General features: G+C 61.6%; 27 protein-coding genes and 1 pseudogene. 13 read left to right on the forward strand and 15 right to left on the reverse strand.

Annotation, left to right across the window (positions count from 1 at the left end):
• Window positions 1–17 precede the first annotated feature (17 nt).
• Window positions 18–830 carry a VOC family protein gene (locus BQ8482_RS24670; RefSeq protein WP_123150095.1) on the reverse strand — a complete coding sequence of 271 codons (813 nt, stop codon included), beginning with the start codon at window positions 828–830 and terminating at the stop codon, window positions 18–20.
• Window positions 831–1,135: 305 nt separating this feature from the next.
• On the opposite strand from BQ8482_RS24670, the gene BQ8482_RS24675 reads away from it, so the two are divergent.
• Entirely contained in the window at window positions 1,136–1,684 is a 549-nt protein-coding gene (locus BQ8482_RS24675; protein WP_123150096.1) for an RBBP9/YdeN family alpha/beta hydrolase, read from the forward strand.
• A gap of 94 nt (window positions 1,685–1,778) precedes the next feature.
• Here BQ8482_RS24675 and BQ8482_RS24680 read toward each other — a convergent pair whose 3' ends face one another.
• Window positions 1,779–2,552, reverse strand: coding sequence for an HpcH/HpaI aldolase family protein (locus BQ8482_RS24680; protein ID WP_123149981.1), 774 nt, complete (start codon window positions 2,550–2,552; stop codon window positions 1,779–1,781).
• Between the two features lie 210 nt (window positions 2,553–2,762).
• Complete coding sequence (locus BQ8482_RS24685; protein WP_123149982.1) at window positions 2,763–3,083, reverse strand: DUF1476 domain-containing protein; 321 nt, start codon at window positions 3,081–3,083, stop codon at window positions 2,763–2,765.
• Between the two features lie 276 nt (window positions 3,084–3,359).
• Between BQ8482_RS24685 and purC the strand changes: the two genes are divergently transcribed.
• The 5 genes and pseudogenes from purC (at window position 3,360) to BQ8482_RS24710 (ending at window position 5,834) form a co-directional block, all read left to right on the forward strand.
• Complete coding sequence (gene purC, locus BQ8482_RS24690; RefSeq protein WP_023674725.1) at window positions 3,360–4,154, forward strand: phosphoribosylaminoimidazolesuccinocarboxamide synthase; 795 nt, start codon at window positions 3,360–3,362, stop codon at window positions 4,152–4,154.
• Window positions 4,155–4,195: 41 nt separating this feature from the next.
• A complete protein-coding gene (gene purS, locus BQ8482_RS24695; RefSeq protein WP_023798246.1) occupies window positions 4,196–4,438 on the forward strand; it encodes a phosphoribosylformylglycinamidine synthase subunit PurS in 243 nt (80 codons plus the stop codon).
• Window positions 4,439–4,456: 18 nt separating this feature from the next.
• Window positions 4,457–4,709: pseudogene (locus BQ8482_RS40705) on the forward strand (hypothetical protein).
• Window positions 4,706–5,374, forward strand: coding sequence for a phosphoribosylformylglycinamidine synthase subunit PurQ (gene purQ, locus BQ8482_RS24705; protein WP_123149983.1), 669 nt, complete (start codon window positions 4,706–4,708; stop codon window positions 5,372–5,374). Before BQ8482_RS40705 ends, purQ begins: the two are co-directional and overlap by 4 nt.
• Before the next feature lie 43 nt (window positions 5,375–5,417).
• Window positions 5,418–5,834 (forward strand): hypothetical protein, encoded by a 417-nt coding sequence (locus tag BQ8482_RS24710; RefSeq protein WP_123149984.1) that lies wholly within the window; start codon window positions 5,418–5,420, stop codon window positions 5,832–5,834.
• A gap of 116 nt (window positions 5,835–5,950) precedes the next feature.
• On the opposite strand, the gene BQ8482_RS24715 is transcribed toward BQ8482_RS24710, so the two are convergent.
• From BQ8482_RS24715 to BQ8482_RS24730, 3 genes are all read right to left on the reverse strand, one after another.
• On the reverse strand, window positions 5,951–6,358 hold the full coding sequence (locus BQ8482_RS24715) for a hypothetical protein (RefSeq protein WP_123150097.1): 408 nt from the start codon (window positions 6,356–6,358) through the stop codon (window positions 5,951–5,953).
• Window positions 6,351–6,602, reverse strand: a complete 252-nt coding sequence (locus BQ8482_RS24720; RefSeq protein WP_123149985.1) for a type II toxin-antitoxin system prevent-host-death family antitoxin — start codon at window positions 6,600–6,602, stop codon at window positions 6,351–6,353. The genes BQ8482_RS24715 and BQ8482_RS24720 overlap by 8 nt, the downstream gene beginning before the upstream one ends.
• A gap of 291 nt (window positions 6,603–6,893) precedes the next feature.
• Window positions 6,894–7,139, reverse strand: a complete 246-nt coding sequence (locus BQ8482_RS24730) for a DUF1127 domain-containing protein (protein ID WP_123149986.1) — start codon at window positions 7,137–7,139, stop codon at window positions 6,894–6,896.
• A 93-nt stretch (window positions 7,140–7,232) separates the two neighbouring features.
• Here BQ8482_RS24730 and BQ8482_RS24735 point away from each other — a divergent pair, with 93 nt between their 5' ends.
• From BQ8482_RS24735 to BQ8482_RS24760, 5 genes are all read left to right on the forward strand, one after another.
• The gene (locus BQ8482_RS24735) at window positions 7,233–8,645 is read left to right on the forward strand and encodes an aminotransferase-like domain-containing protein (protein WP_123149987.1); all 1,413 of its coding nucleotides are present in this window, start codon (window positions 7,233–7,235) and stop codon (window positions 8,643–8,645) included.
• Window positions 8,646–8,793: 148 nt separating this feature from the next.
• Window positions 8,794–11,034: a phosphoribosylformylglycinamidine synthase subunit PurL gene (gene purL / locus BQ8482_RS24740; RefSeq protein WP_123149988.1), complete on the forward strand. Its 2,241-nt coding sequence runs from the start codon at window positions 8,794–8,796 to the stop codon at window positions 11,032–11,034.
• 86 nt (window positions 11,035–11,120) lie between these two features.
• Window positions 11,121–11,354, forward strand: a complete 234-nt coding sequence (locus BQ8482_RS24745; RefSeq protein WP_023674714.1) for a BolA/IbaG family iron-sulfur metabolism protein — start codon at window positions 11,121–11,123, stop codon at window positions 11,352–11,354.
• Window positions 11,355–11,800: 446 nt separating this feature from the next.
• Window positions 11,801–12,136 (forward strand): Grx4 family monothiol glutaredoxin, encoded by a 336-nt coding sequence (gene grxD, locus BQ8482_RS24755; protein WP_029353656.1) that lies wholly within the window; start codon window positions 11,801–11,803, stop codon window positions 12,134–12,136.
• Window positions 12,137–12,307: 171 nt separating this feature from the next.
• On the forward strand, window positions 12,308–13,552 hold the full coding sequence (locus tag BQ8482_RS24760; protein ID WP_123150098.1) for a multidrug effflux MFS transporter: 1,245 nt from the start codon (window positions 12,308–12,310) through the stop codon (window positions 13,550–13,552).
• Between the two features lie 20 nt (window positions 13,553–13,572).
• Here BQ8482_RS24760 and BQ8482_RS24765 read toward each other — a convergent pair whose 3' ends face one another.
• The 9 genes from BQ8482_RS24765 to BQ8482_RS24805 form a co-directional block, all read right to left on the reverse strand.
• Window positions 13,573–13,980 (reverse strand): energy transducer TonB, encoded by a 408-nt coding sequence (locus BQ8482_RS24765; protein ID WP_123149989.1) that lies wholly within the window; start codon window positions 13,978–13,980, stop codon window positions 13,573–13,575.
• An 86-nt stretch (window positions 13,981–14,066) separates the two neighbouring features.
• Window positions 14,067–15,245, reverse strand: coding sequence for a pyridoxamine--pyruvate transaminase (gene ppaT / locus BQ8482_RS24770; RefSeq protein WP_123149990.1), 1,179 nt, complete (start codon window positions 15,243–15,245; stop codon window positions 14,067–14,069).
• Window positions 15,246–15,352: 107 nt separating this feature from the next.
• Window positions 15,353–16,180, reverse strand: coding sequence for an inositol monophosphatase family protein (locus tag BQ8482_RS24775; protein WP_123149991.1), 828 nt, complete (start codon window positions 16,178–16,180; stop codon window positions 15,353–15,355).
• A complete protein-coding gene (ttcA, locus tag BQ8482_RS24780) occupies window positions 16,170–17,048 on the reverse strand; it encodes a tRNA 2-thiocytidine(32) synthetase TtcA (protein ID WP_123149992.1) in 879 nt (292 codons plus the stop codon). Before ttcA ends, BQ8482_RS24775 begins: the two co-directional genes overlap by 11 nt.
• Before the next feature lie 137 nt (window positions 17,049–17,185).
• Window positions 17,186–17,803, reverse strand: coding sequence for a 30S ribosomal protein S4 (gene rpsD, locus BQ8482_RS24785; protein ID WP_029353615.1), 618 nt, complete (start codon window positions 17,801–17,803; stop codon window positions 17,186–17,188).
• A gap of 533 nt (window positions 17,804–18,336) precedes the next feature.
• The gene (locus tag BQ8482_RS24790; RefSeq protein ID WP_095490797.1) at window positions 18,337–18,525 is read right to left on the reverse strand and encodes a DUF3008 family protein; all 189 of its coding nucleotides are present in this window, start codon (window positions 18,523–18,525) and stop codon (window positions 18,337–18,339) included.
• Window positions 18,526–18,587: 62 nt separating this feature from the next.
• Window positions 18,588–19,400: a glutamate racemase gene (murI, locus tag BQ8482_RS24795; RefSeq protein ID WP_123149993.1), complete on the reverse strand. Its 813-nt coding sequence runs from the start codon at window positions 19,398–19,400 to the stop codon at window positions 18,588–18,590.
• Window positions 19,401–19,514: 114 nt separating this feature from the next.
• Window positions 19,515–20,159 (reverse strand): hypothetical protein, encoded by a 645-nt coding sequence (locus BQ8482_RS24800; protein WP_123149994.1) that lies wholly within the window; start codon window positions 20,157–20,159, stop codon window positions 19,515–19,517.
• An 83-nt stretch (window positions 20,160–20,242) separates the two neighbouring features.
• The gene (locus BQ8482_RS24805; protein WP_123150099.1) at window positions 20,243–21,088 is read right to left on the reverse strand and encodes an RNA methyltransferase; all 846 of its coding nucleotides are present in this window, start codon (window positions 21,086–21,088) and stop codon (window positions 20,243–20,245) included.
• Window positions 21,089–21,307: 219 nt separating this feature from the next.
• On the opposite strand from BQ8482_RS24805, the gene BQ8482_RS24810 reads away from it, so the two are divergent.
• Both BQ8482_RS24810 and BQ8482_RS24815 read left to right on the forward strand, forming a co-directional pair.
• Window positions 21,308–22,519, forward strand: a complete 1,212-nt coding sequence (locus tag BQ8482_RS24810) for an NADP-dependent isocitrate dehydrogenase (protein ID WP_123149995.1) — start codon at window positions 21,308–21,310, stop codon at window positions 22,517–22,519.
• A gap of 110 nt (window positions 22,520–22,629) precedes the next feature.
• On the forward strand, window positions 22,630–23,250 hold the full coding sequence (locus BQ8482_RS24815) for a glutathione S-transferase family protein (RefSeq protein ID WP_123149996.1): 621 nt from the start codon (window positions 22,630–22,632) through the stop codon (window positions 23,248–23,250).
• The last annotated feature ends 11 nt before the right edge of the window (window positions 23,251–23,261 follow it).

Genomic DNA, 23,261 nt, shown 5'->3' on the forward strand with positions numbered 1-23,261 from the left:
ACCATCAGGTTCGAAGATCAAGCCTTGCCGGGAACGGTCCTGATCACCGTTCCCCATGGATCCTCGCGGGTGGTTGCCTCAGTCACATTATCGGAACGCATTTCGACCCAGGCCAGGCCGGACCGGGAAGGATCGCGACGGCCGGCGCCGGCGCTCTGCCACGAATTGGCGCCGATGTGGTGGTGGTAGCCGCCTGACGACAGGAATACCGCCGCGCTACCATATTTCGCGACCGTGTCGAAGCCGAACTCCTGGTGCCACCAGGCCTCGGCGTCTTCCGGGCGACCGACGCGCAGATGGACGTGGCCGATGATGCTGTTGTCCGGCATGCCATGCCAGCCGGCATCGCCGGTCGGCACGTCGGCGACGACCGACGAAATATTCAGCCGTTCGGTCGCCATCGCTATGTTGTCGCCATTCCACTTCCAGTCCTCATGGCGGCGGTCGGCATAGATCTCTATGCCGTTGCCTTCAGGATCGGTCAGGTAAAGTGCCTCGCTGACCAGATGGTCCGATGCGCCTTCGATGCCGATCTTGTTGGCGATGGCATGGTTGATCCAGCGCCCGAGATCGGTCCGGCTGGGCAGCAGGAAGGCTGTGTGGAAGAGGCCGGCGCTGCGCGGATCGTCGGGCTTCGCCGCTGCATCCGCCTCGATGTCGAGCAAGGGACGATTGGCGGCGCCCAGCGTGATCGTGCCGCCGGCGCGGCTCAGTTCCCGCAGACCGACGACGTTGCGATAGTAAGCGGCCAGGCTTTCGGCATTCCGCGCGCGCAACCCGACGCGGGCAACGCTGACCGGGGTCGTGGCGGCAAAAGGCAGTTCGCTCATCAAAGTCTCCGTTTGGGCGGCCTTCGACGAGATCCCAAAAGCCAGGAGCCCGGCGCCACCTACCATTGTACGTCGTGTCAGGTCCAAATCCGGGTTCTCATTTACACGGCTGTTTCTTCCCGATGACAGATCGTCGATCGCGATCGTTCACACAAGACGGCAAAAAGCGAACATGGTGTTCACTATTTGTGGGCAATCGCACCGATCAGACCCTGTTTTGCGCATGATCTTGTCCAAAAACCACTTCACACTTTTTGGGATCATGCACGGTTGCACGAAACCGTGTCCCTCGCTACATGCGCGCCATGAAAGTCAGGGATGCAGACATTCTCATCGTGCCGGGCTACACCAATTCCGGGCCCGACCATTGGCAGAGCCGCTGGCAATCGAAATTGTCGACGGCGCGCCGTGTCGAGCAGGCGGAATGGTCGAAGCCGGTGCGCGAAGACTGGACGGCGAGCGTGGCGAAGGCGGTCAACGAGGCAGAACGACCGGTCGTTATCGTCGCGCATTCGCTCGGCGTCGCCGCCGTTGTCCAGGCAATGCCGCAGTTCCAGCGTCTGGTCGCCGGAGCCTTCTTCGTGGCGCCGCCCGACGTCGCCAATCCCAAGATAAAACCCAGGCACCTGATGACCTTCGGTCCCTACCCGCGCGAGCAGCTGGCATTTCCCTCGGTGGTGATCGCCAGCCGCAACGATCCGTTCTGCATGTTCGATGTGGCCGAGGACATTGCCGGCGCCTGGGGCTCGCTGTTCATCGATGCCGGCGATGCTGGCCATCTCAATGCGGATTCCGGCTTCGGCCCATGGCCCGAAGGATCGATGACTTTTGCGAAATTCCTGACCGACCTTTAGTGCATGTCGCCCAAAAGTGCGCAGCGGTTTTGGGACAACGACATGCATAAAACAAAGACTTTAAGCGCGTTGCATCCCTTCAATGCGACGCGCTTTAGGGGCCGATCGAGTCCCTCACGCTCTTCAGCAGGGTCTTTGCCCCCAGACCGATCAGCGCATGCTCGGAGCCCATCGCCAGCAGCCGATAGCCCATCGACACCACACGGCCGGCGATGGCCGGCTCGATGACGTAGATTGCGGCATGCTTGCCTGCCTTGCATGTCCGCTCGGCGATCGAGGCAACGGTTTCCATCATGCTTTCGAGCGTCGAGTTGACGGCGGCGCCGTTCGACCAGGCAATCGAGAAATCCGATGGGCCAAGGAAGATGCCATCGATACCCGGCGTGTCGAGGATGCCGTCGAGCGCATCGAGGGCAGCGCGCGTTTCGACCATGGCGAAGGCCATGGTGCGCTCGTTGCTGTCGCGCAGCCAGTCGGCATAGTCGCCCTTGCCATGACGCGGAAAGGCATAAGTCGGGCCCCAGGAGCGCTCGCCGAGTGGCGGGTACTTCATAGCGGCGGCAAATAGCCGCGCGTCCGCCACCGAATTCACCATCGGCGCAATCACCGCCTCGGCGCCGAAATCGAGCGCGCGGCTGGCCATGTCGAAGCGGCCGACCGGAATGCGCACCAGCGCCGGTTTGTTGGCGGCCAGAACCGGCCCAAGGCCGCGCAGCACGCTGTCCTCGTGATGTCCGCCATGCTGCATATCGAGGGTGACGGCATCGAAACCTTGTCTGGCAAGAATCTCGACCGTCAGGGCATCAGGCACGCCGGACCATGCGGTGCACAACGTTTCATCGGCCGCAAGGCGTGACTTCAGGGACATGGGCGCCTTCCTTATTCGCTCTCGCATCGGCCCAAAAATCAGAAAGGCCGATGCGAGGACTCAAATTTTTAGAGCGTACTTTGTGCGTCCGAATGGATGCATGTCGCTCTAATGCAGTTCAGCCGGAAACGGCCGCAAAGGCAAAGAAAAACCGCCTGGAGAGACCAGGCGGTCGATTGGTCCAGTGAGTCAATTGGCTCAGAGCAAGGATCAGGTGTTCTTGATCTGCTCGATTGCCTGCGCCATCAGATCGTCCATGGTGCGGCGAATCTGATGGTCCGACTGGACGACCCCGGCTTCGTCGAAATCCTTGCGGATCTTGCGGAAAACGTCGTGATCGCCGGCTTCCTCGATGTCGGCGAGGACTACCTTGCTAGCATAGGCTTCGGCGTCGGCCCCGGCCTTGCCGAGCTTTTCGGCGGCCCACAGGCCGAGCGCCTTGTTGCGGCGGGCCGAGGCCTTGAACCGGAGTTCCTCGTCGATTACGAATTTGCGCTCGAAGCCCTCCTCGCGATCTTTCATGCTGCTCATGGCATCCCTCCGGTCAATCCGATTCGTTGGCAGTTGAAATATGTGTATTGCCGCAGCACAAACCAAAAGGCTGCGGGCCGGTCAATATGGTACGTCACTTGCTGCGCTGCGGCATTTCATTCCGGAAAGCGGTGATTGAAAGGATTTGCCGATTGAGCAAACAGTGCGATTGGGATAGACACCGGCATTGAACCCCTACCGTTGCCGCACTAATTTAGGCAGACGGACAGGAACTGGTCGCTTGCCGCCTGCCCGGAAATCCAGAGAAAAGATCAGATGAAAAATCGCCGCCGCATTTATGAAGGCAAGGCCAAGATCCTCTATGAGGGACCTGAGCCGGGAACACTGATCCAGTTCTTCAAGGACGATGCGACCGCTTTCAACAAGAAGAAGCACGAAATCGTCGATGGCAAGGGCGTGCTCAACAACCGCATTTCCGAGCACATCTTCAACCATCTCAACCGGATGGGCATTCCGACCCACTTCATCCGCCGGCTCAACATGCGCGAGCAGCTAATCAAGGAAGTCGAGATCATCCCGCTCGAGGTGGTCGTGCGCAATGTCGCTGCCGGTTCGCTGGCCAAGCGTCTCGGCATCGAGGAAGGCACCGTGCTGCCGCGCTCGATCATCGAATTCTATTACAAGGCCGACGCGCTCGACGACCCGATGGTGTCTGAAGAGCACATCACCGCTTTCGGCTGGGCGAGCCCGCAGGAAATCGACGACGTCATGGCGCTGGCCATCCGCGTCAACGACTTCCTTTCCGGCCTGTTCATGGGCGTCGGCATCCAGCTCGTCGACTTCAAGATCGAATGCGGCCGGCTGTTCGAAGGCGACATGATGCGCATCGTCGTTGCCGACGAGATCTCGCCGGACTCCTGCCGTCTCTGGGACGTGGCGACGCAGGACAAGCTCGACAAAGATCGTTTCCGCCGCGACATGGGCGGTCTGGTCGAAGCCTATCAGGAAGTCGCCCGCCGCCTCGGCATCATGAACGAGAACGAGCCGCCGCGCCCCGCCGGGCCGGTGCTCGTCGCCTCGACCGATGGCGTCAAAGGCAAGCCGCACTGAGATTTTTGCCGCTCAACACATCGAACAGGAGCATGTCCAGAGTGATCAAGGCCCGCATTACCGTAACCCTCAAGAACGGCGTGCTCGACCCGCAAGGCAAGGCGATCGAACATGCGCTGTCCGGGATGGGCTTTGACGGCGTCGGCCAGGTGCGGCAGGGCAAGGTTTTCGACGTCGAACTTGCGGAGAGCGACAAGGCCAAGGCCGAGGCCGATCTCAAAGCCATGTGCGACAAGCTTCTGGCGAATACGGTGATTGAGAACTATAGTGTGGCCATTACCTGAGGTTGTGCCGGAGGGTATATGACGGAAGCCACGAACGAGTTGATGTATGAGCTCCTGAAGCGTTTGCACCACGAATGCTGAACTTCGACAAGATGTTTCCGAACTGAAGCGGGAGTTGAACGTAGTTCGAGGTCACATGGTCGCAACGCAAAGTGACATCCATAACATCTACGGCGTCCTTGGCCGTCAAGACGATCGTCTCGAACGCATAGAACGCCGTCTCGAATCGCGCGAACTTGCCGAAGCCCAGAGGCCTTACGAACCAAAATGAAATCAGCCGTCGTCCTCCTGCCAGGCCTCAACCGTGACCGCGACATGATCGCGGCGCTGACCAAGATCTCGGGAACGCCGCCGGTCACGGTCTGGCAGACCGACACCGAAATCCCCGATGTCGACCTGATCACCATTCCGGGCGGCTTCTCCTTCGGCGACTATCTGCGCTGCGGCGCCATTGCCGCGCGCATGCCGGTGATGCGGGCGGTGGCCGAAAAGGCGGCCAAGGGCGTTATGGTCATCGGTGTCTGCAACGGCTTCCAGATCCTGGTCGAGGCCGGGCTGCTGCCGGGCGCCTTGATGCGCAACACATCGCTGAAATTCGTCTGCCGGCAAGTCAAGCTGCAGATCGCCAACGCCAACACAATGTTCACCCGCCGCTATCAGCCGGGCCAGATCATCCGCTCGCCGGTGGCGCATCACGACGGCAATTATTTTGCCGACGCCGAGACGCTTCGCAGGCTCGAAGGCGAAGGCCAGGTCGTGTTCCGCTATGCGGAAGGCACCAATCCCAACGGCTCGATCAACGACATTGCCGGCATCGTCAACGGCCAGGGCAATGTGCTCGGCCTGATGCCGCATCCCGAGAACCTGATCGAAGCGGCGCATGGCGGCAGCGACGGCCGGGCACTGTTCGAAAGTGCCCTCGGCATCGCCGCTTGATATCTTCAGCATTTATCTTTTCCGAATTCGAAATAGGCGCCGCATGAGCCCGAGACAGACGATCGCCCGCCTCGCTCTCGTCGCCGCCGCCGGCCTTGTGCTCGCCTCCTGCCAATCGAAGCCGAAGAGCGCGCCGGCGCCTTTGGGCAAGAGTGCGGCGCTGCTTGCCATGGAACAGGTGGCGATCGCCGCCCACAAATGCTGGATTGCCAGCAGGGATCCCGCCTTCAAGCCCTATCAGATGGCCAATGAGCTGAATTCGTTCACCGGCACGCCACGCTTCCTGCTGGTCCCGGTCAAGCATTATGGCGGAAAGCCGTTGCTGGTCGTGCAGGCGCAAGGCAATTCACGCCGCATCGACGTCTACGGTCCGCTGATGAACGAGCCGCTCGGTGCACGCATCGGTTCGGACATCGCGCGTTGGCAGACAGGCAATCCGGCCTGCGGTGCGGCTGCGTAGTGTCATGGCTTGCTGCAGATCGCCGGTCTGGTTATAGGTCTCCCCGGGTTTATCCTGCAATTCTGCAATGAAGACAGGGCATCCGGAGGGCGCGCTACACCCAGTCCGGGCCGCCTCTATCGTCTCGGTACGGTTCGCGCGGCGCCGGCGCGGATCGCCGCCGCGGCTTCGCCGGCGATCCGCGACATGAACTTGCGCGTGAACCGGCCGAGCGGCTTGGCGTCTTCGAGCGCCCAGGAGGTAGCGAGATCATCGGTGTTGAATTCATCGACGATCACCCAAGCCGGCGTATAGAGGTTGGCGCGACGGGCCTCAGTCTCCGGAATTTCAACGCAGCGAGCGCCAGAGCGCGGCGGCCGGCTCGTGATTGGAAAGAGCAGGGCCTTCTGGCGGCCGTTCTTGCCCGCAACGATCAGCATCACGCAGGTCGGCCGCGCCTTGCGTCCACTTTCCTCCCCCCGGTCATATTCCCGCGCCCACAGATAGGAATAGAGAATGATCTGTCCGTGGTCCGGCTCAGTCATCCCGGTCATCGTCGCGCGCGACGGCGTCGAGGGCGGCGAGAAGCTCTTCGCGTTCCTCGGCCGACAGGTCCTCGATGCGGTGTGCCCGCTGGGCGCTACGGCCGGCGAGACGGTCGAACTGCTCCGCCGTCAGGAGAACGAACTTGCGCTTGCCGCGCTTGGTGATGTCGACAGGACCCCGGAACGCGGCCTCCACAACCTCGCCGGATTTGTTGCCGAGATCTGTTAGGGTGAAACTCGCCATAATGACTTCCTTCATTACCCCGAAAATAGGCGAATTAGCTGTTTTCAGCAATAGCCTGTTCATCGGAGACCTCGCGGGGCGAGAATGCAGTGAAGGTCTGCGGGTGCATCGTGGTCCGCCTGCTCGCGACCTCGCTGCCGCGGTCGATCTCAGTGCGCCACACATTTCCGAGATCGAGAGGAAGAAGAAGGAGGGTAGCTTCTCGGCGATGAAGAAGATTGCAGCGGCACTCAACGCCGGCCTGCCGATATACCACCCCGCTATTCGAGACGGGGCACGCGAGACGTATTCTCAGTCCCAGAACGGCCTCAGACCCTCACGGTGGGCCTCGCAGCGCGAGATGCCGATATCCCTGAGCTGATCGTCGGTCATTTCCAGCAAGACCAGCCGGCTGCGCCGGCGATCCAGCAGGCTGCCGATCCGGTTTGCGAGTGACCGGACCGTGCGCACCAGGCGACGGACATACCCTTGCCGGCCTGACGGGCGGGCTCCGGGCAATTCAGCTCTCGTGTAACGGATTGTATCGATTGCAGCCATTTTCTTGCTACCAGAGTTTGGATATTGTACCCTTTTGTGACGTAATCCGTATGTAATGACTCTCAATACGGTGCAATATAGAAAATTGTCACCATGACAAATTGGCTTCCTGACCTTACGTCCGGCTCCGGACCCCTCTATCAGCGGCTTGCAGATTCCATTGAAACGGACATCGACCGCGGCGTGATCGACGCGGGGGCGAAACTGCCGCCGCAGCGCGATCTGGCATACGACATCGGCACGACCGTCGGTACGGTTGGCCGGGCCTACCAATTGTTGCGCGAGCGAGGGCTGGTGAGCGGCGAGGTCGGACGCGGAACCTATGTCCTAGGCCGGCATGACACCAAGACCGATCCGTTGGCGCCTGACCCCCACGTGGAGGGCACGCGTTATATCGATGCGCCTCGCGGCAAACTGCGCTTCGACAGCACGGCTGCGCCGGATATCGGCCAGGGCGACATTGTCGCCGATGTGCTCTCGCGCACGGCGCAGGACCATCCGTATGAAATTTCAAGCTATACACGGGATTTTCCTGACCGCTGGTTCGAGGCCGGCTGCAGCTGGCTGTCGCGAAATTCGTTTCGCCCGAGCCCTGATGGCATCGTTCCGACGCTCGGCACCCATGCCGCGGTTATGGCGGCGATTGCCGCGCTCACCACGCCCGGCGACTATATCGTCTTCGAGCACCTCACCTATTCGCAGATTTCTCGCAGCGCCGGCCTGATCGGCCGCCGGACCGCGCTGGTGACGTCGGACGAGGAAGGACTCGATCCAGAGGATTTCGAGCGCGTCTGCGCGCAAAAACACCCGAAAATGCTGTTCCTGATGCCGACGGCCAAGAACCCTACACTGGTGACGCTGTCGGCAACGCGGCGCGAGGCCATCGCGCGCGTCGCGCGCGAATACAATGTCGTCCTGATCGAGGACGATCTCTATGGCGATCTGACCGACGACCCGACGCCGCTCTTGGCCGAATATGCCCCCGAACGGACCATCGTTGCCGGCGGCCTGTCGAAATCCGTCGCGGCTGGTGTTCGCGGCGGCTGGCTCGCCTGTCCGCCGGCCTATCGCCACCGGATCCGGGTCGCTCACAAGATGCTGACGGGCGGCCTCCCCTTCCTGCTGGCCGAAGTGTGTAGCCGGCTGGTGCTGTCCGGCCAGGCCAGCGAGATGCGCAAGCGCAGCATCGTCGAGATCAATGCGCGCATTGCGATCGTGCGCGAGACGCTGGCCGGGTTCGACTTCAAGGCCGTGGACAATGTGCCCTTTGTCTGGCTCACCCTACCTGATCCATGGCTTTCCGGCACGTTCAAGAATGCCTGTCTCGAACATGGCGTGCTTATCGATGATGAGGACGAATTCAAGGCGGGCCGTTCCGAGCAGGTTTTCCACGGCGTGCGTTTCGGCGTTTCACAGCCGAGTCGGCGAGAGGACATCGCAGGCGGCGTCGGCGCGATCAGGCGGCTTCTGGACGAAGGCCGTGCCGGTTACGACAGTTTCTCCTGAGTCAGCTTGAAACCTGCGGATCGAGTAGCGATCTTTCGCTGGTTGCTGCCCCTGTGGCTTTCCATCGTTTTTCGTCGCTTGATGGGTGTATCGGCCTTCGCGCTTGCGATAAGAGGGGACTCGATCCCAAGGATATAAATTGCCGCCCATGACCATTTCCAATTCCGTGCCGATCACTCGGGAACTCATTGCCGCGCACGGGCTGAAGCCCGACGAATATCAGCGCATCCTCGACCTGGTCGGGCGCGAGCCGAGCTTTACCGAGCTCGGCATCTTTTCGGCGATGTGGAACGAGCACTGCTCCTACAAATCCTCGAAAAAGTGGCTGCGCACGCTGCCGACCACCGGGCCGCAGGTCATCCAGGGGCCGGGCGAGAATGCCGGCGTGGTCGACATCGGCGACGGCGACTGCGTCATCTTCAAGATGGAGAGCCACAACCACCCCTCCTACATCGAGCCCTATCAGGGTGCGGCGACCGGCGTTGGCGGCATACTGCGCGATGTCTTCACCATGGGCGCGCGGCCGATCGCGGCGATGAATGCGCTGCGCTTCGGTGCGCCGGATCATCCCAAGACCAGGCACCTCGTCGCCGGCGTGGTTGCCGGCGTTGGCGGCTACGGCAATTCCTTCGGCGTGCCGACGGTCGGCGGTGAGGTCAATTTCGACGCGCGCTACAATGGCAACATCCTGGTCAACGCCTTCGCGGCGGGGCTTGCCAAGACCGATGCCATCTTCCTGTCGGAAGCCAAGGGCGTCGGCCTGCCGGTCGTCTATCTCGGCGCCAAGACCGGCCGCGACGGTGTCGGCGGCGCCACCATGGCCTCGGCCGAGTTCGACGACAAGATCGACGAGAAGCGGCCCACCGTTCAGGTCGGCGATCCCTTCACCGAAAAATGCCTGCTCGAAGCCTGCCTCGAACTGATGGCGTCCGGTGCCGTCATCGCCATCCAGGACATGGGTGCTGCCGGTCTCACCTGCTCGGCGGTCGAGATGGGCGCCAAGGGCGACCTCGGCATCGAGCTCGACCTCGACAAGGTGCCGGTGCGCGAGGAGCGCATGAGCGCCTATGAGATGATGCTGTCGGAGAGCCAGGAGCGCATGCTGATGGTGCTGCGCCCCGAAAAGGAAAAGGAAGCCGAGGCGATCTTCCACAAATGGGGCCTCGACTTCGCCATTGTCGGCAAGACCACCGACGATCTGCGCTTTCGCGTGCTGCACCAGGGCGACGAGGTCGCCAACCTGCCGATCAAGGACCTTGGCGACCAGGCGCCGGAATATGACCGTCCCTGGGCCGAACCGAAGAAGCCGGTGCCCCTGGCTGCCAGCGATGCACCACAAGCGGACGTCGCCGAGGCGCTGCTGAAACTGCTCGGCGGACCCGACCTGTCATCGCGCCGCTGGGTATGGGAGCAGTACGACACGCTGATCCAGGGCAATTCGCTGCAGCTTCCGGGCGGCGATGCCGGCGTGGTGCGCGTCGAAGGTCATCCGACCAAAGCGCTCGCCTTCTCCTCCGACGTGACGCCGCGCTATTGCGAGGCCGACCCTTACGAGGGCGGCAAGCAGGCGGTGGCCGAGTGCTGGCGTAATCTTACCGCCACCGGCGCCCTGCCGCTCGCCGCCACCGACAATCTCAATTTCGGCAACCCGGAACGGCCCGAGATCATGGGCCAGCTGGTCGGCGCCGTGAAAGGCATTGGCGACGCCTGCCGCGCGCTCGGCTTCCCGATCGTTTCCGGCAATGTCTCGCTCTACAACGAAACCAACGGACGAGGCATTTTGCCGACGCCGACCATCGGCGGCGTCGGACTGATCGCCGACTGGTCCAAGATGGCGCGGATCGGCTTTGCCGCCGAGGGCCAGATGATCCTGCTGGTCGGCGCGCCATCCATGTGGGGAACGCATCTCGCCCAGTCAGCCTACATGCGCGACATTCATGGCCGCACCGACGGCCCGCCACCGCCGGTCGACCTCGACCATGAAAAGCGCGTCGGCGACCATGTGCGCACCCTGATCGACTCCGGCGTCGTTACCGCGGCGCACGACGTTTCCGATGGTGGCATTGCTGTCGCGCTGGCCGAGATGGCAATGGCGTCCGGCATCGGCGCAACCGTCCCCGGCCTGGTCGGGACCGATCCGATCCCGGTCTGGTTCGGCGAGGATCAGGGCCGCTATCTCTTGACGCTGTCGATCGATCCGCAGAGCAAGGAATGGGACGCCATTCGCGAACAGCAGAGCAAGCTCGGTATTTTTGCGCCGTGGATCGGCTCGACCGGCGGTAGTAACCTGAAACTCGGCGAGGCACGGGCGATCCCTATCGGCGAATTGACCGCTGCCCATGAATCCTGGTTTCCTCGCTTCATGGCAAATGAGGTCGTGGACCCATGAAATGATCGAGTGGGATCGTTTGGGTGTGGTTCATCCGCCATTTCGACCATATCTATGAGATCACGACCTGAACAAGGAATCCTCGCATGGCAATGGACGCGCACGACATCGAACGGCTGATCAAGGAAGGCATTCCGGACGCCAAGGTGACGATTCGCGACTTGGCCGGCGACGGCGACCATTATGCGGCCGAGGTGGTGGCCGAAAGCTTTCGCGGCAAAAGCCGCGTCCAGCAGCATCAGATGGTCTATGACGCGCTGAAGGGCAATATGGGCGGCGTGCTGCACGCGCTCGCCCTGCAGACCAGTGTGCCGGACTGAGCTTCCACATCCGATCCCTTCGTCACCTTTTCGCCGAGACGGCGATGATCGGCCCTGCCGGATAGTTTCCGCCGGCCATCATCCTCTCGCCATTCGACAGCGCCGAGACCGCCCGTCGAAGAAAAGAGCGTTGGGACAGTGCAGCGCATCGCGGAAACAGGCGTGCAAAGCTGCCGAGACTGACTTGCGAGCACCAGATCGCGATTGCCTGAGCCAGAAGATCAAGGCCAGCGTAACTAGCACAATACCAGTCAGGATTGCCGCGCCATCTCGCCTTTTGTCGCTTCCTTGGGAAAATAGCTGGCCGATGCTCTTGGCCCAATATCAAGCCATCTTTTGCGCCATTTGCGTGACGATGCGGCAAACGTCTTGTTTCAGGCAACCTATGGGTTTATTTGAAAGGGTATGTTTCGAGCCCGACTCCCGCGGGCATGAAAGGATTCTCTATGAGCGGTATCAACGACTACATCGACAGCGAAGTTAAGGGCAACGACGTCGTCCTTTTCATGAAGGGCACGCCCGGTTTCCCGCAATGCGGGTTTTCCGGTCAGGTCGTGCAGATCCTCGACTACATCGGGGCCGACTACAAGGGCGTCGACGTGCTGACCTCGGCCGAGCTGCGGCAAGGTATCAAGGAATATTCCAACTGGCCGACGATCCCTCAGCTCTACGTCAAGGGTGAGTTCGTTGGCGGCTGCGACATCATCCGCGAGATGTTCCAGGCAGGCGAACTTCAGACGTTCCTCGTCGAAAAGGGCGTGAGCGTCAAAGGCGCCGCCTGAATTTTGTTTGCGCATGATCCCCAGCGAAATCAATTCCGATTTCGGGGTCATGCGCTAAACGCCGGGCCAGCCCTCACCTCGGCAGACTAATTAGCTCCCCGGTATCGGGGTACAAGACGAATGGATGCGCCGGTGCGCCGGCGCTTTTTCGTTGGAAGATCGGACTTTGCCGTGGATCAGCATGCAGAAGCGCAGCAACGGGCAAGCGCCTTGCCTATTCCGCGCTGGGAATTCATCGCCCTGTGCGCGGCGTTGATGGCGCTCAACTCGCTGGCCATCGATATCATGCTGCCGGCGCTGCAGCAGATCGGCGCCTCGCTAGGCGTGGAAAATGAAAACCATCGCCAATATGTGATTGCCGCCTATATTCTCGGCTTTGGCGGCGGACAGCTCTTCTTCGGACCGATCTCGGACCGCTTCGGACGCCGTGCTCCGCTCGTTGTCGGGCTGGTGATCTATGTCGCGGCAGCGAGTGCGGCGGCAATCGCCCCGACATTCACCACCCTTATCCTGTGCAGGGTGGTGCAAGGCATCGGCGCCGCAGCCACACGCGTCATCGCCGTCTCGATCGTGCGCGACACGTTTGACGGCCGGCGCATGGCCGAAGTCATGTCGCTGATCTTCATGGTCTTCATGGCAATTCCGGTCGTTGCTCCCGGCATCGGCCAGTTCATCATGCTGTTCGCGACCTGGCACGTGATTTTCATCACCATGGCGGCCGGCGCCCTGATCGTGTCGGCGTGGGCGCTGCTGCGCTTGCCGGAGACGCTGCGTCCCGAATATCGCAGGCCGCTGACGGCCGAATCCATCATCGGCGGCTTCCGCATCGTGCTGACCAATCGCATCGCACTTTGCTATGCCTTCGCCAGCACTTTTGCCTTCGGCGCAATGTTCGGCTTCATCAACTCGGCGCAGCAGATCTATGTCGGCGTCTTCGGCGTCGGCGAGATGTTCCCGGTGATTTTTGCAGGGATCGCCGGCGTGCTCGCCTTTTCGAACTATCTGAATTCGCGCCTTGTCGGCCGCATCGGCATGCGCCGCCTGTCGCAGAGCGCGCTGCTCTTGTTTCTGGCCATCAGCCTCGCCTGGCTGATCGTTTCCATCCAAATGAAGATGCCGCTCTGGCTTTTCATCACCTTCTTTGCCTGCGCGATGGTCCCGTTTGGCGCACTCGGCGCGAATTTCAACGCGCTCGCCATGGAGCCGCTCGGCCAGCTGGCCGGCACGGCATCGTCCATTCTGGGTTTCATGCAGACCTTCCTCGGTGGCCTGCTCGGCACTCTGATCGGCCAAGCCTTCAACGGCACGGTGACACCGTTGGCCGCCGGATTCTGCAGCGTGTCGCTTGGCGCATTGGTGATGGTGCTGATCGCCGAGCGCGGCAGGTTCTTCCAGCCGCAAAACCCGCCGGTTTAATGCACATTGCCGGACACGCTTTAGGATGCACCCCCACTCGCTGCTGTGAAGCGAGGGAACAGCGTACGCCCTGCGATCGCTCCACCCATGCTGTCCGAAACGGGCAGTGGCAGGGCCTTATCGAGAGCATCGAGGACGGAAGCCACGAAGGCCCGGTTGAGGGTGTCATCATTCCCTAAACGGGAGAAGGTGGCGCGAGGCTTGCCGATAAGTGTGCCGTTTCGGCGAATTGAGAACTGCAGCGTCAAGGTCATGCCCGCGGTTCCGGGCGGCGGCTCCCAACAGGCGAAGATCGCGGAGAACATCTCATCTATGGTGTCGACGGGATCGGGACTGCGACATGCGCGTTCCTGCGATCTTGCCGCGTTCGGACCGGCAACCAAGGCAAGGGCAAGGACCAGTGCGACAATTGCGAACCGAGATTTCATCTCGGGTCTCCGGTTTCGCGCGGACAAATGTAATCGAATTTTCGACGAAAGCCTTCATCGAGTATCAGCGCGTCGCATGAATCCCTTCAGACGTCAGCGTCGATAACGGCGAGCGCCGCGTCGATGCCCTTGCCGACCGTGAGTTCCTGGCCCAAAGCGTTCATCGCGCCGCCAAGTGCCGTCAGCGCTGCGATCGCATAGATCGGCTGGGCGGTCGGGCCCATATGGCCGATGCGTGTCAGCTTGCCCAATGTTTCGCCGCGGCCCGACGAAAATACCACGCCATAGCGGGCGCGCGCGGCCTGGCGAAGCGCCTTCTCGTCGATGCCTTCGGGCGTCCGGACCGCGGTCGTGGTTGGCGACGCGATATTGTCGCTGGCCGCCCAGATCGACAGACCCATGGCGGCGACACCGGCGCGCATGGCCCTGGCGGTGAGCGCGTGGCGCGCCCATACCGCTGCCGGTCCCTCGTTGAGGTAGAGGTCGAGCGCGACGTCGAGCCCGTTCATTTCCGCGACGGACGGCGTGAACGGAAACGGCTTGTCCTTCGACCACGCATGTTCCCAATCAACGATGCTGACCATCGATGCGCGTGGCGCCAGTGGATTTGCCTTCATCTTGGCCCAGGCGCGCTCGCTGACGCCCATCATCGTCAGGCCGGGAGGTGCGCCGAGGCATTTGTTCGGGCCGGTGACATAGATGTCGGCCTTGCAGTCCTCAGGATGCGTTTTCATGCCGCCGAAGGACGAAACGGCGTCGACGATCAGATAGGCGCCATGCGCCGAAACCAGCGCGCCGATGGCGTCGATGGGGTTGATGGTGCCCGACGGCGTGTCGTGGTGGCAGACGAAAACGATGCTGATTTCCGGGTGTGCTTCCAGCATTGCCGCAACCGCCTGCGGGTCGATCGCCTCATTATAGGGCACCTCGATTTCGAGCAGATGCTGCGAATAGCGCTTCGCCCAATAGCCAAATCCCTTGCCGTAGACACCGGAGGCAAGGTTGAGTACGACGTCGTCGGGCGTGATCAGCGAGGCTGCCGCGGCCTCCAGGCCAAGCACCGGCTCGCCATGCAAAATGACCGGCTTGTTCGTCAGCCGCATCGCCCTCTGCGCCTTGTCGACCACACGCTCGTAAAAGAGCTGGAACGCCGGGTCGTGATCGTAGAGCACGGTGCGGCCGAGGCCGCGCAGCACGTCGGGATAGGCGTTCACCGGCCCGGCGGTAAGCGTGATGACCGGTTCGGCGTCTTCGAGATAGCGCATGGTCTTTGTCTCCGCATCGGTGGGTCAGCCGTAGATTGCGTGCCGTTCCTGTAGGTCACCTTTTGCGCATCGAATTGACGCCCGCCACCGGATCGATCCCGGACGGCCTATTCCGCCCAGAGTTCCCGGCGCAGTTCGCGCCAGGTTTCCTTGTCCGGTGCGACAAGAAGACCACCTCCGACATGCGAAGGCAAATAGGCGCTGCCGTCGAAACGCGCCGCATAACCACCTGCCTCAGCATGGATCAGCACACCGGCCAAATGATCCCACGGCATCAGCTTGTTGTAGACGACAAAGTGGGCGTGGCCGCTCGCCAGCAGGCGGTATTCGTGTGCCGCGCAGCGATAGCCGAATTGCGACAAGGACTTCGTCTGGTTGCGCGCCAGCCGTGACCGTTCCGGCTCGGGCATATATTGCCAGGAAACCGCGCCGGTCATTTGCGAGATCGGCGCAGGCTCGGCGACATGCACCTTCTCCAAAGTGCCATGCGCATGCCGTATGTGGCTGCCAGCACCCCTGGCGCCGATCAGCCAGTCCTTGCCGATGGGATCGTGAATGATGCCGGCGACGGTCTCGCCCTTCACCACGACGCCCAGCATGACGCCGAACAGCGGCACGCCTGAGGCGAAATTGAAAGTGCCGTCGACGGGATCGATGACGAAGGCGAGATCGGCTTCGCCGAGGCCCTGGAGCAGCGCCGGGTCGTCGGAGCAGGCTTCCTCGCCGACGATCATCGCCTGGGGGTAGCGCTCACGCAGCCTGACGGTGATGAGCCGCTCGGCACTCACATCGGCCTCCGTCACCAGATCGGCTGCCGAGGTCTTCTGGCGGATGTCGCCCTCATCCAGCCGGCGAAAGCGCGGCATGATCTCGGCAATGGCGGCGTCGGATAGAAGCTTGGCGAGCCAGTCGATCGCGGTATCGTCAAATGTCATCGTCTTGCCGTGTCAGGGTTTCGTTGAGTGCGGCGAAATCGAACAGCTTTCTGTCGAGCAGATGCGAGGGCCGCACATTGGTCATGGCGTGGATCATCGTGTCCTTGCGGCCGGGCATGCGCTTTTCCAGGTCGTCGAGCATCGCCTTCATCGCATTGCGCTGCAAGCCGTCCTGGCTGCCGCACAGATCGCACGGGATGATCGGGAACTTCATGGCGCCGGCGAATTTTTCGAGATCGGCCTCGGCGCAATAGGCGAGCGGCCGCAGCACCATGACGTCGCCATCGTCGTTGAGCAGTTTTGGCGGCATGGCGGCGAGGCGCCCGCCATGGAACAGGTTCATGAAAAAGGTTTCGAGAATGTCTTCGCGGTGGTGGCCGAGCACCAAAGCCGAGCAGCCCTCCTCGCGCGCGATGCGGTAGAGATGGCCGCGCCTGAGCCGCGAGCACAGCGAACAATAGGTGCTGCCCTGGGGAAGCTTGTCGGTCACCACCGAATAGGTGTCCTGATATTCGATGCGGTGCGCAATGGCGTATGCGTTGAGATAATCGGGCAGAATGTGTTTCGGAAAGTTCGGCTGGCCCTGGTCGAGATTGCAGGCCAACAGGTCGACCGGCAGCAGCCCGCGCCATTTGAGGTCGAGCAGCACAGCGAGCAGGCCGTAGGAATCCTTGCCGCCAGACAAGGCGACCAGCCAGCGATCGCCAGGCCTGACCATCGAAAAATCGTCGATCGCCTGACGGGCGTGACGCAGCAGCCGCTTGCGCAGCTTGTTGAATTCGACGGAGGACGGCACATCGGCAAACAGCGGATGAAAGCCGCCTGCGGCATCAGTGATCGGTTCGATTGTTTCTGGCAGCATGTTCATGGCGCGGCGGCCCCAAAAGTCCTTGTTGCTGCCCGGAGTAGCGCATCGGCCCGAAAATCGAAATCGATTTTCAGAACCCCAAAGAAAAGGCCGCCTCGAGGGCGGCCTTCGATGATGTCGCAGATGAAGAAAATCGATCAGCGCGAATAGAATTCCACGACCAGGTTCGGTTCCATCTGCACGGCGAAGGGAACATCTGACAGGCCGGGGATGCGCCCGAAGGTCGCGGTCATCTTGTTATGATCGACCTCGATGTAATCAGGCACGTCGCGCTCGGCCAAGCCTACCGATTCCAGGACGATCACCAGCTGCTTCGACTTTTCGCGCACTTCGATGACGTCGCCCGGCTTGCAGCGGTATGAGCCGATGTTGACGCGCTTGCCGTTGACATTGATGTGGCCGTGATTGACGAACTGGCGAGCGGCAAAAATGGTCGGCACGAACTTGGCGCGGTAGACGACCGCGTCGAGACGCGATTCGAGCAGGCCGATCAGGTTCTCCGAGGTGTCGCCCTTGCGGCGGTCCGCCTCTTCATAGACCTTGCGGAACTGCTTTTCCGAAACGTCGCCGTAGTGACCCTTCAGCTTCTGCTTGGCACGCAGCTGCAGGCCGAAATCGGAAAGCTTGCCCTTGCGGCGCTGGCCGTGCTGGCCGGGACCGTATTCGCGCTTGTTGACCGGGGATTTCGGGCGGCCCCAGATGTTTTCGCCGAGACGGCGGTCGATCTTGTATTTCGCGGATTCGCGCTTGCTCATCGCATTCCCTTTCAAAACAACAGACCCGGAACCTCATGGTCCGGGTGAAGGAAACGCGCCCTCCTCTGGCCCCCGTTTTCGAGACCTGACAGGGTTTTCCCACGCAACGCGGCGGAAGACCCACGGGACACGTCATTCTAGACAAGACTCCGGAAAGAATAGAGCGGCTTTCCAAACGCCTTGCGCACATAAAAAGAAACCACCGGACGCTGAGGCCCGGTGTTGGTGGGCTGATTAGACGGAGATTTAACTGGTGTCAAGCTTGCAGCGGCTGGCGTTGGTGATGGCAGGCGGTCCTCGACGTTGAATGCAGTGCTCGATGGCATTGGAGCCGGCGCAGGCTAGGCATTGGCGCGGACACAAACATCACAAGTTATGGCCGCATCGTGGTCATCGCAAGGTCATCCGCTACAAGATACGGCGCGGCCACCGGGCCTGGTAGCACCGGCTTTGTGTTTGACCGCTGGTTGGTCAAACGTGGACCCGGAACCGACCGCCCATTGGGGGGTGCGCCCAGTCGGACGCGCGGCGGGCTAGTGTTTCGATTTCTTCTCGGGCAGCCCCTTACGCTTGGTCTCGGCGAATTCCTCGAGCTGCTTTTCGCTCATGGATTTGTACATTCCCTTCGAAGGGCCTTTGAGCTCGCTCTTCTTGGTTTCGCCACGCTTGGCGGACAATGCCGCGCCGGCGGCTTTCTGCTGGGCCTTTGATGTGGCTGGCATGATCGTTTCTCCCGTCTTGCAATGAGGGAAAAACGCACCGGTCCGGGTGATGTTCCCAGATATCAGGAAATCGCCAGCCCAAACCCCTGCATCAGGCGGCGAGTCGGGAAGTCAACCCGTTTCGAGGTGAAGACAGCAAGGTCGGCGCCTTCCGGCAATGCCTCGCCGCGTTGGCTGGTCTCGGCGTCCGCGAGCAGCGAGAGCGCCCGTCGCGCGATCGCCTCGGCAGGATCGAGCCAATCGACCGGCCAAGGTGCCGTCTTGCGCATGCGGTTGGCCAGAAAAGGGTAATGGGTGCAGGCAAGCACAACGATGTCGGTCCGCAGCTCATCATGTGCGACGAAGCATGGCGCGATTTCGGCACGCACGGCCTCTTCATCGACGAAGCCCTCACGCATATAGACCTCGGCCAGTCCCGCCAGATTGTCGCTGCCAACGAGCCGGACATGGCATTTCTGCGCCCATTTGCCGATCAGGTCGCGCGTGTACTGGCGCTTAACGGTCCCGGGCGTCGCCAGCACTGAAACCAGCCCGGAGCGCGTGCGTTCCGCCGCCGGCTTGATCGCCGGCACCGTGCCGACGAAAGGATGACCGGGAAATCTTTCGCGCAACGCATCGATGACCAGCGTCGAGGCGGTATTGCAGGCGATGACCGAAATGGCCGGCGAAAAACGGTCGAGCAGCTTGCCGAACAGTTCCAGTATATGCGCCCTCAGTGCCGGCTCCTCCCAAGCGCCATAGGGGAAAGCCGCGTCGTCGGCGACATAGACGAATCGGCGGTCGGGCATCAGCACGCGCGCTTCGCGCAGCACCGTCAGGCCGCCGATGCCGGAATCGAACATCAGGATCGGGCGGGCGTTTGAGAGATCGGTCATTGTCATTCAGGAAAGGGAGCTGGGGAGAGAAGGCTGACCCAGGCTTAGGCCAATGATGCGTTTATCTGGCACGGTTCTATCTGCAACCATCATGGCCTTGATGCGGCGAGATGATCACACAAGGCCCCGCTTGCCGAAGCCGCCGGACCGCGGCCGGCTGTTTGGCAGAGACGCAGGTTGAGATGCAGGATGGTTCGACGGCGCCGGTGCGGCGCGCATGGCGTAGGCCGGAGCCTGGGCCGTCACGCCGGCGGCCGACTCTGAATGGGGCGCCCGGCCGCCGCGCAACGGCCTGGGAGGGTCGAGATCATCGAAACTCAGGGAAGACGCCATATCCGCAAAGCTGCCCCCCGCCGGCTTGGCCGCCAAGATGACCCCCCAGAGCCCGACGAGAGCGAGTCCCAGCAGGTTAAGGCCGGAATGCGAATCTTCGCCGTCGAATTTCACGACAAGAACAGTGCCGGCCTGCAGAATCGCAAACAGGGTCGAGAACACAATGTACGACCAAAGGATCCATTTGGGTCCTTGCGCGTCGCGACTTCGACGCCGGGCGAAATTCGCGCGGAACAGCACGATCACCAGCGAAGCGACGAGAACGGCCGCGGCCAGCCCTTCCCTGGAAGGACCAGGTTTCGAATTGGCCAATCCCTCGATGCCGATGGTCGATACGACGCAAAGCACAAATGTCACAATTTCCGCAACCAGCAGGGCCGCGGAATAGAAGAAAAAGCGAAGACGACCGATATTTGAGTTAAACATCCGAGGATCCACCCTTCGCCGGACGATGGATCATATCGAATAAAATTCAGTTACTGGTGAAGCAGCCGTTCTCACGATCGGTTCTATTCTATGTCTGTCACCTTGCGGGCGCGTGCCGCCGCTGCCGGAAGCCGTCTTGGATCATCGCCCGGCGATCCGTCGCCGCGCGGCATGGCCGGCGAGAACCTGTCCAGCGATGATATTATGCCGCGCAGCACCTTGAGCTCCGGCTCGGCGAAGCCGGCGCGCGTCAGCACCGCCCGCAGATTGTCGACCATCTTCGGCTTCTTCGGCGCCGGGCGGAAATAGCCGCGCGCTTCGAGCGCGCCTTCCAGGTACGCGAACAGGCCGTGCAATTGTTCCTTGGTCGCCGGCATCATGTCGGGGCTGGAAAAATTGGTTTTCGTCTCATCTTCCAAGCCCGACTTCATCCATTCATAAGACATCAGCAGGGCCGCCTGGGCGATGTTGAGCGAAGAGAAGGCGGGATCGACCGGGAAGGTGACGATCTCGTCGGCCAGGCCGACCTCGTCATTGTAGAGCCCGAACCGCTCGCGGCCGAACAGGATGCCGGTGCGCTGTCCGGATCGCTGGCGCGCTCTCAGCGCCCTGCCCGCCTCGACCGGTCCGCGCACCGGCTTGAAATTATCGCGCGCGCGCGCCGTGGTGGCGAAGACGAAATTCAGGTCGGCGACCGCCGAGGGCAGATCGTCGAATACTCTAGCGGCATCGATGACATGGTCGGCGCGGCTCGCGGCGGCGCGCGCCTTGTCGCTCGGCCAGCCGTCGCGCGGATTGACGAGGCGCAGCTCCGACAGACCGAAATTCGCCATGGCACGCGCGACCATGCCGATATTCTCGCCGAGCTGCGGCTCGACCAGGATGATCGCCGGGCCTGTGGCCGGAAGGATGTCGTTGCTGGCTTGCATGGGTGTCAATGAACTGCTGTTTTGCGGCATTTCAGCGTCCCCTGCCATATCCGGCCGCGAAAATGAAGCTTTCACAAAGAGCGGCCGATGGCGATGGTCGAGCCAGCCCGCGCGGATCGCCGTTTGCGCGGCCAAAAATGCTTTGATATACGGGCGCATCCCCGGCCAAAGCCATGCGGGCAAGGCCGTCCCGATCCCCAACAATGAGGCATTCTTTCCATGGCGAAGATCAAGGTGGCGAACCCGGTCGTCGAACTCGACGGCGACGAGATGACCCGCATCATCTGGCAGTTCATCAAGGACAAGCTGATTCACCCCTATCTCGACCTCAAGCTTGAGTATTACGACCTCGGCGTCGAGCACCGCGACGCCACCAACGATCAGGTGACCATCGATTCGGCCAATGCCATCAAGAAACATGGCGTCGGCGTGAAATGCGCGACGATCACGCCCGACGAGCAGCGCGTCGAGGAATTCGGGCTGAAGAAGATGTGGAAGTCGCCGAACGGCACCATCCGCAACATCCTCGGCGGCACCATCTTTCGCGAGCCGATCATCATGAAGAACGTGCCGCGGCTGGTGCCCGGCTGGACCAAGCCGATCATCGTCGGCCGTCATGCCTTCGGCGACCAGTACCGCGCCACCGACTTTCGCTTTCCCGGCAAGGGCAAGCTGACGATCAAGTTCGTCGGCGAGGACGGCACGGTGATCGAGCATGATGTGTTCGATGCGCCGGCCGCCGGCGTCGCCATGGCCATGTACAATCTCGACGAGTCGATCCGCGAATTCGCCCGCGCCTCGCTCAATTACGGCCTGCTGCGCAATTATCCGGTCTACCTCTCGACCAAGAACACCATCCTCAAGGCCTATGACGGCCGCTTCAAGGACATTTTCCAGGAAGTCTACGAGGCTGAGTTCGAAGCCGAATTCAAGGCGAAAAAGATCTGGTACGAGCACCGGCTGATCGACGACATGGTCGCCTCCAGCCTGAAATGGTCGGGCGGCTATGTCTGGGCCTGCAAGAATTATGATGGCGACGTGCAGTCGGACACGGTGGCGCAAGGTTTTGGGTCGCTCGGCCTGATGACCTCGGTGCTGATGACGCCGGACGGCAAGACGGTGGAGGCGGAGGCCGCGCACGGCACCGTCACCCGCCACTATCGCCAGCATCAGAAGGGCGAGGAAACCTCGACCAATTCGATCGCCTCGATCTTCGCCTGGACGCGCGGCCTCACCCATCGCGCTAAGCTCGACGACAATGCCGAGCTGAAGCGTTTTGCCGAGACGTTGGAAAAGGTCTGCATCCAGACCGTCGAGGCCGGCTTCATGACCAAGGATCTGTCGCTGCTGATCGGTCCCGACCAGCCATGGCTTTCGACCACCGGCTTCCTCGACAAGATCGACGAAAATCTGCAGAAGGCGATGGCCTGACGCATGACCCTGAAAATCGGAATCATTTTCGGGCAGGATCATGCGCAAAATCAAAGTACTACAGCGTCCTATGCGCGTCTGAAAAGACGCGCGGCGCTGTAGTGAGCGTCATGGCCAAACCCGTCGTCTACGGGGCGGACTACAGCGTCTATGTGCGCATCGTCCGCCTCGCACTCGAGGAAAAGGGCATCAACTACGAACTTGTGCCGGTCGACATCTTTGCGGCGGGTGGCATTCCGGGCTGGTATTTCGACCATCACCCCTTCGGCCGCATTCCTGCCTTCGAGCACGACGGGTTCCGCCTCTACGAGACCAGCGCGATTGCCTGCTATGTCGACGAGGCTTTCGACGGACCCGCGTTGCAGCCAGTCGAAGCCCGACCTCGCGCAACCATGAACCAGATCATCGGCATGCTCGACGCCTATGCCTATCGGGCGATGGTCTGGGATGTCGCTGTCGAGCGGCTGGAGAAAGAAGTGCCCGACGAAACGCTGATTGCCGACGGGCTTCGGCGGGCGAGCACGGCGCTGCGGGCGCTTTCTTCGCTGAAAGCTCCCGGGCCATGGCTGATGGGAAGCGAGCTGACGCTGGCCGACCTGCATGCAGCACCGATCATCGGCTATTTCGTCAAGGTCACTGAGGGGCAAAACATGCTGGCCGAGTTTGCCGAAATTCAGGATTGGTGGACGCGCATCGCAGGGCGTGCGAGCGTTGCCAACAATCTGACCTAACACCGGGAGCG

The organism is Mesorhizobium delmotii, from assembly GCF_900149755.1.
Lineage (GTDB): Bacteria > Pseudomonadota > Alphaproteobacteria > Rhizobiales > Rhizobiaceae > Mesorhizobium > Mesorhizobium delmotii.

What these genes read in the sequence shown, in the direction of transcription:
- BQ8482_RS24685 (WP_123149982.1), bottom strand. Translation starts at nt 3,083, where the DNA reads ATGAGCAGCATGAAAGATCGCGAGGAGGGCTTCGAGCGCAAATTCGTA.
- BQ8482_RS24670 (WP_123150095.1), bottom strand. Translation starts at nt 830, where the DNA reads ATGAGCGAACTGCCTTTTGCCGCCACGACCCCGGTCAGCGTTGCCCGC.
- murI (WP_123149993.1), bottom strand. Translation starts at nt 19,400, where the DNA reads ATGACCGATCTCTCAAACGCCCGCCCGATCCTGATGTTCGATTCCGGC.
- BQ8482_RS24800 (WP_123149994.1), bottom strand. Translation starts at nt 20,159, where the DNA reads ATGTTTAACTCAAATATCGGTCGTCTTCGCTTTTTCTTCTATTCCGCG.
- BQ8482_RS24735 (WP_123149987.1), top strand. Translation starts at nt 7,233, where the DNA reads ATGACAAATTGGCTTCCTGACCTTACGTCCGGCTCCGGACCCCTCTAT.
- BQ8482_RS24745 (WP_023674714.1), top strand. Translation starts at nt 11,121, where the DNA reads ATGGCAATGGACGCGCACGACATCGAACGGCTGATCAAGGAAGGCATT.
- BQ8482_RS24710 (WP_123149984.1), top strand. Translation starts at nt 5,418, where the DNA reads ATGAGCCCGAGACAGACGATCGCCCGCCTCGCTCTCGTCGCCGCCGCC.
- BQ8482_RS24765 (WP_123149989.1), bottom strand. Translation starts at nt 13,980, where the DNA reads ATGAAATCTCGGTTCGCAATTGTCGCACTGGTCCTTGCCCTTGCCTTG.
- BQ8482_RS24675 (WP_123150096.1), top strand. Translation starts at nt 1,136, where the DNA reads ATGAAAGTCAGGGATGCAGACATTCTCATCGTGCCGGGCTACACCAAT.
- purC (WP_023674725.1), top strand. Translation starts at nt 3,360, where the DNA reads ATGAAAAATCGCCGCCGCATTTATGAAGGCAAGGCCAAGATCCTCTAT.
- BQ8482_RS24730 (WP_123149986.1), bottom strand. Translation starts at nt 7,139, where the DNA reads ATGGCTGCAATCGATACAATCCGTTACACGAGAGCTGAATTGCCCGGA.
- ppaT (WP_123149990.1), bottom strand. Translation starts at nt 15,245, where the DNA reads ATGCGCTATCTCGAAGACGCCGAACCGGTCATCACGCTTACCGCCGGG.
- ttcA (WP_123149992.1), bottom strand. Translation starts at nt 17,048, where the DNA reads ATGAACATGCTGCCAGAAACAATCGAACCGATCACTGATGCCGCAGGC.
- purQ (WP_123149983.1), top strand. Translation starts at nt 4,706, where the DNA reads ATGAAATCAGCCGTCGTCCTCCTGCCAGGCCTCAACCGTGACCGCGAC.
- BQ8482_RS24815 (WP_123149996.1), top strand. Translation starts at nt 22,630, where the DNA reads ATGGCCAAACCCGTCGTCTACGGGGCGGACTACAGCGTCTATGTGCGC.
- purL (WP_123149988.1), top strand. Translation starts at nt 8,794, where the DNA reads ATGACCATTTCCAATTCCGTGCCGATCACTCGGGAACTCATTGCCGCG.
- BQ8482_RS24810 (WP_123149995.1), top strand. Translation starts at nt 21,308, where the DNA reads ATGGCGAAGATCAAGGTGGCGAACCCGGTCGTCGAACTCGACGGCGAC.
- BQ8482_RS24775 (WP_123149991.1), bottom strand. Translation starts at nt 16,180, where the DNA reads ATGACATTTGACGATACCGCGATCGACTGGCTCGCCAAGCTTCTATCC.
- BQ8482_RS24790 (WP_095490797.1), bottom strand. Translation starts at nt 18,525, where the DNA reads ATGCCAGCCACATCAAAGGCCCAGCAGAAAGCCGCCGGCGCGGCATTG.
- BQ8482_RS24680 (WP_123149981.1), bottom strand. Translation starts at nt 2,552, where the DNA reads ATGTCCCTGAAGTCACGCCTTGCGGCCGATGAAACGTTGTGCACCGCA.
- BQ8482_RS24805 (WP_123150099.1), bottom strand. Translation starts at nt 21,088, where the DNA reads ATGCAAGCCAGCAACGACATCCTTCCGGCCACAGGCCCGGCGATCATC.
- rpsD (WP_029353615.1), bottom strand. Translation starts at nt 17,803, where the DNA reads ATGAGCAAGCGCGAATCCGCGAAATACAAGATCGACCGCCGTCTCGGC.
- BQ8482_RS24720 (WP_123149985.1), bottom strand. Translation starts at nt 6,602, where the DNA reads ATGGCGAGTTTCACCCTAACAGATCTCGGCAACAAATCCGGCGAGGTT.
- grxD (WP_029353656.1), top strand. Translation starts at nt 11,801, where the DNA reads ATGAGCGGTATCAACGACTACATCGACAGCGAAGTTAAGGGCAACGAC.
- BQ8482_RS24715 (WP_123150097.1), bottom strand. Translation starts at nt 6,358, where the DNA reads ATGACTGAGCCGGACCACGGACAGATCATTCTCTATTCCTATCTGTGG.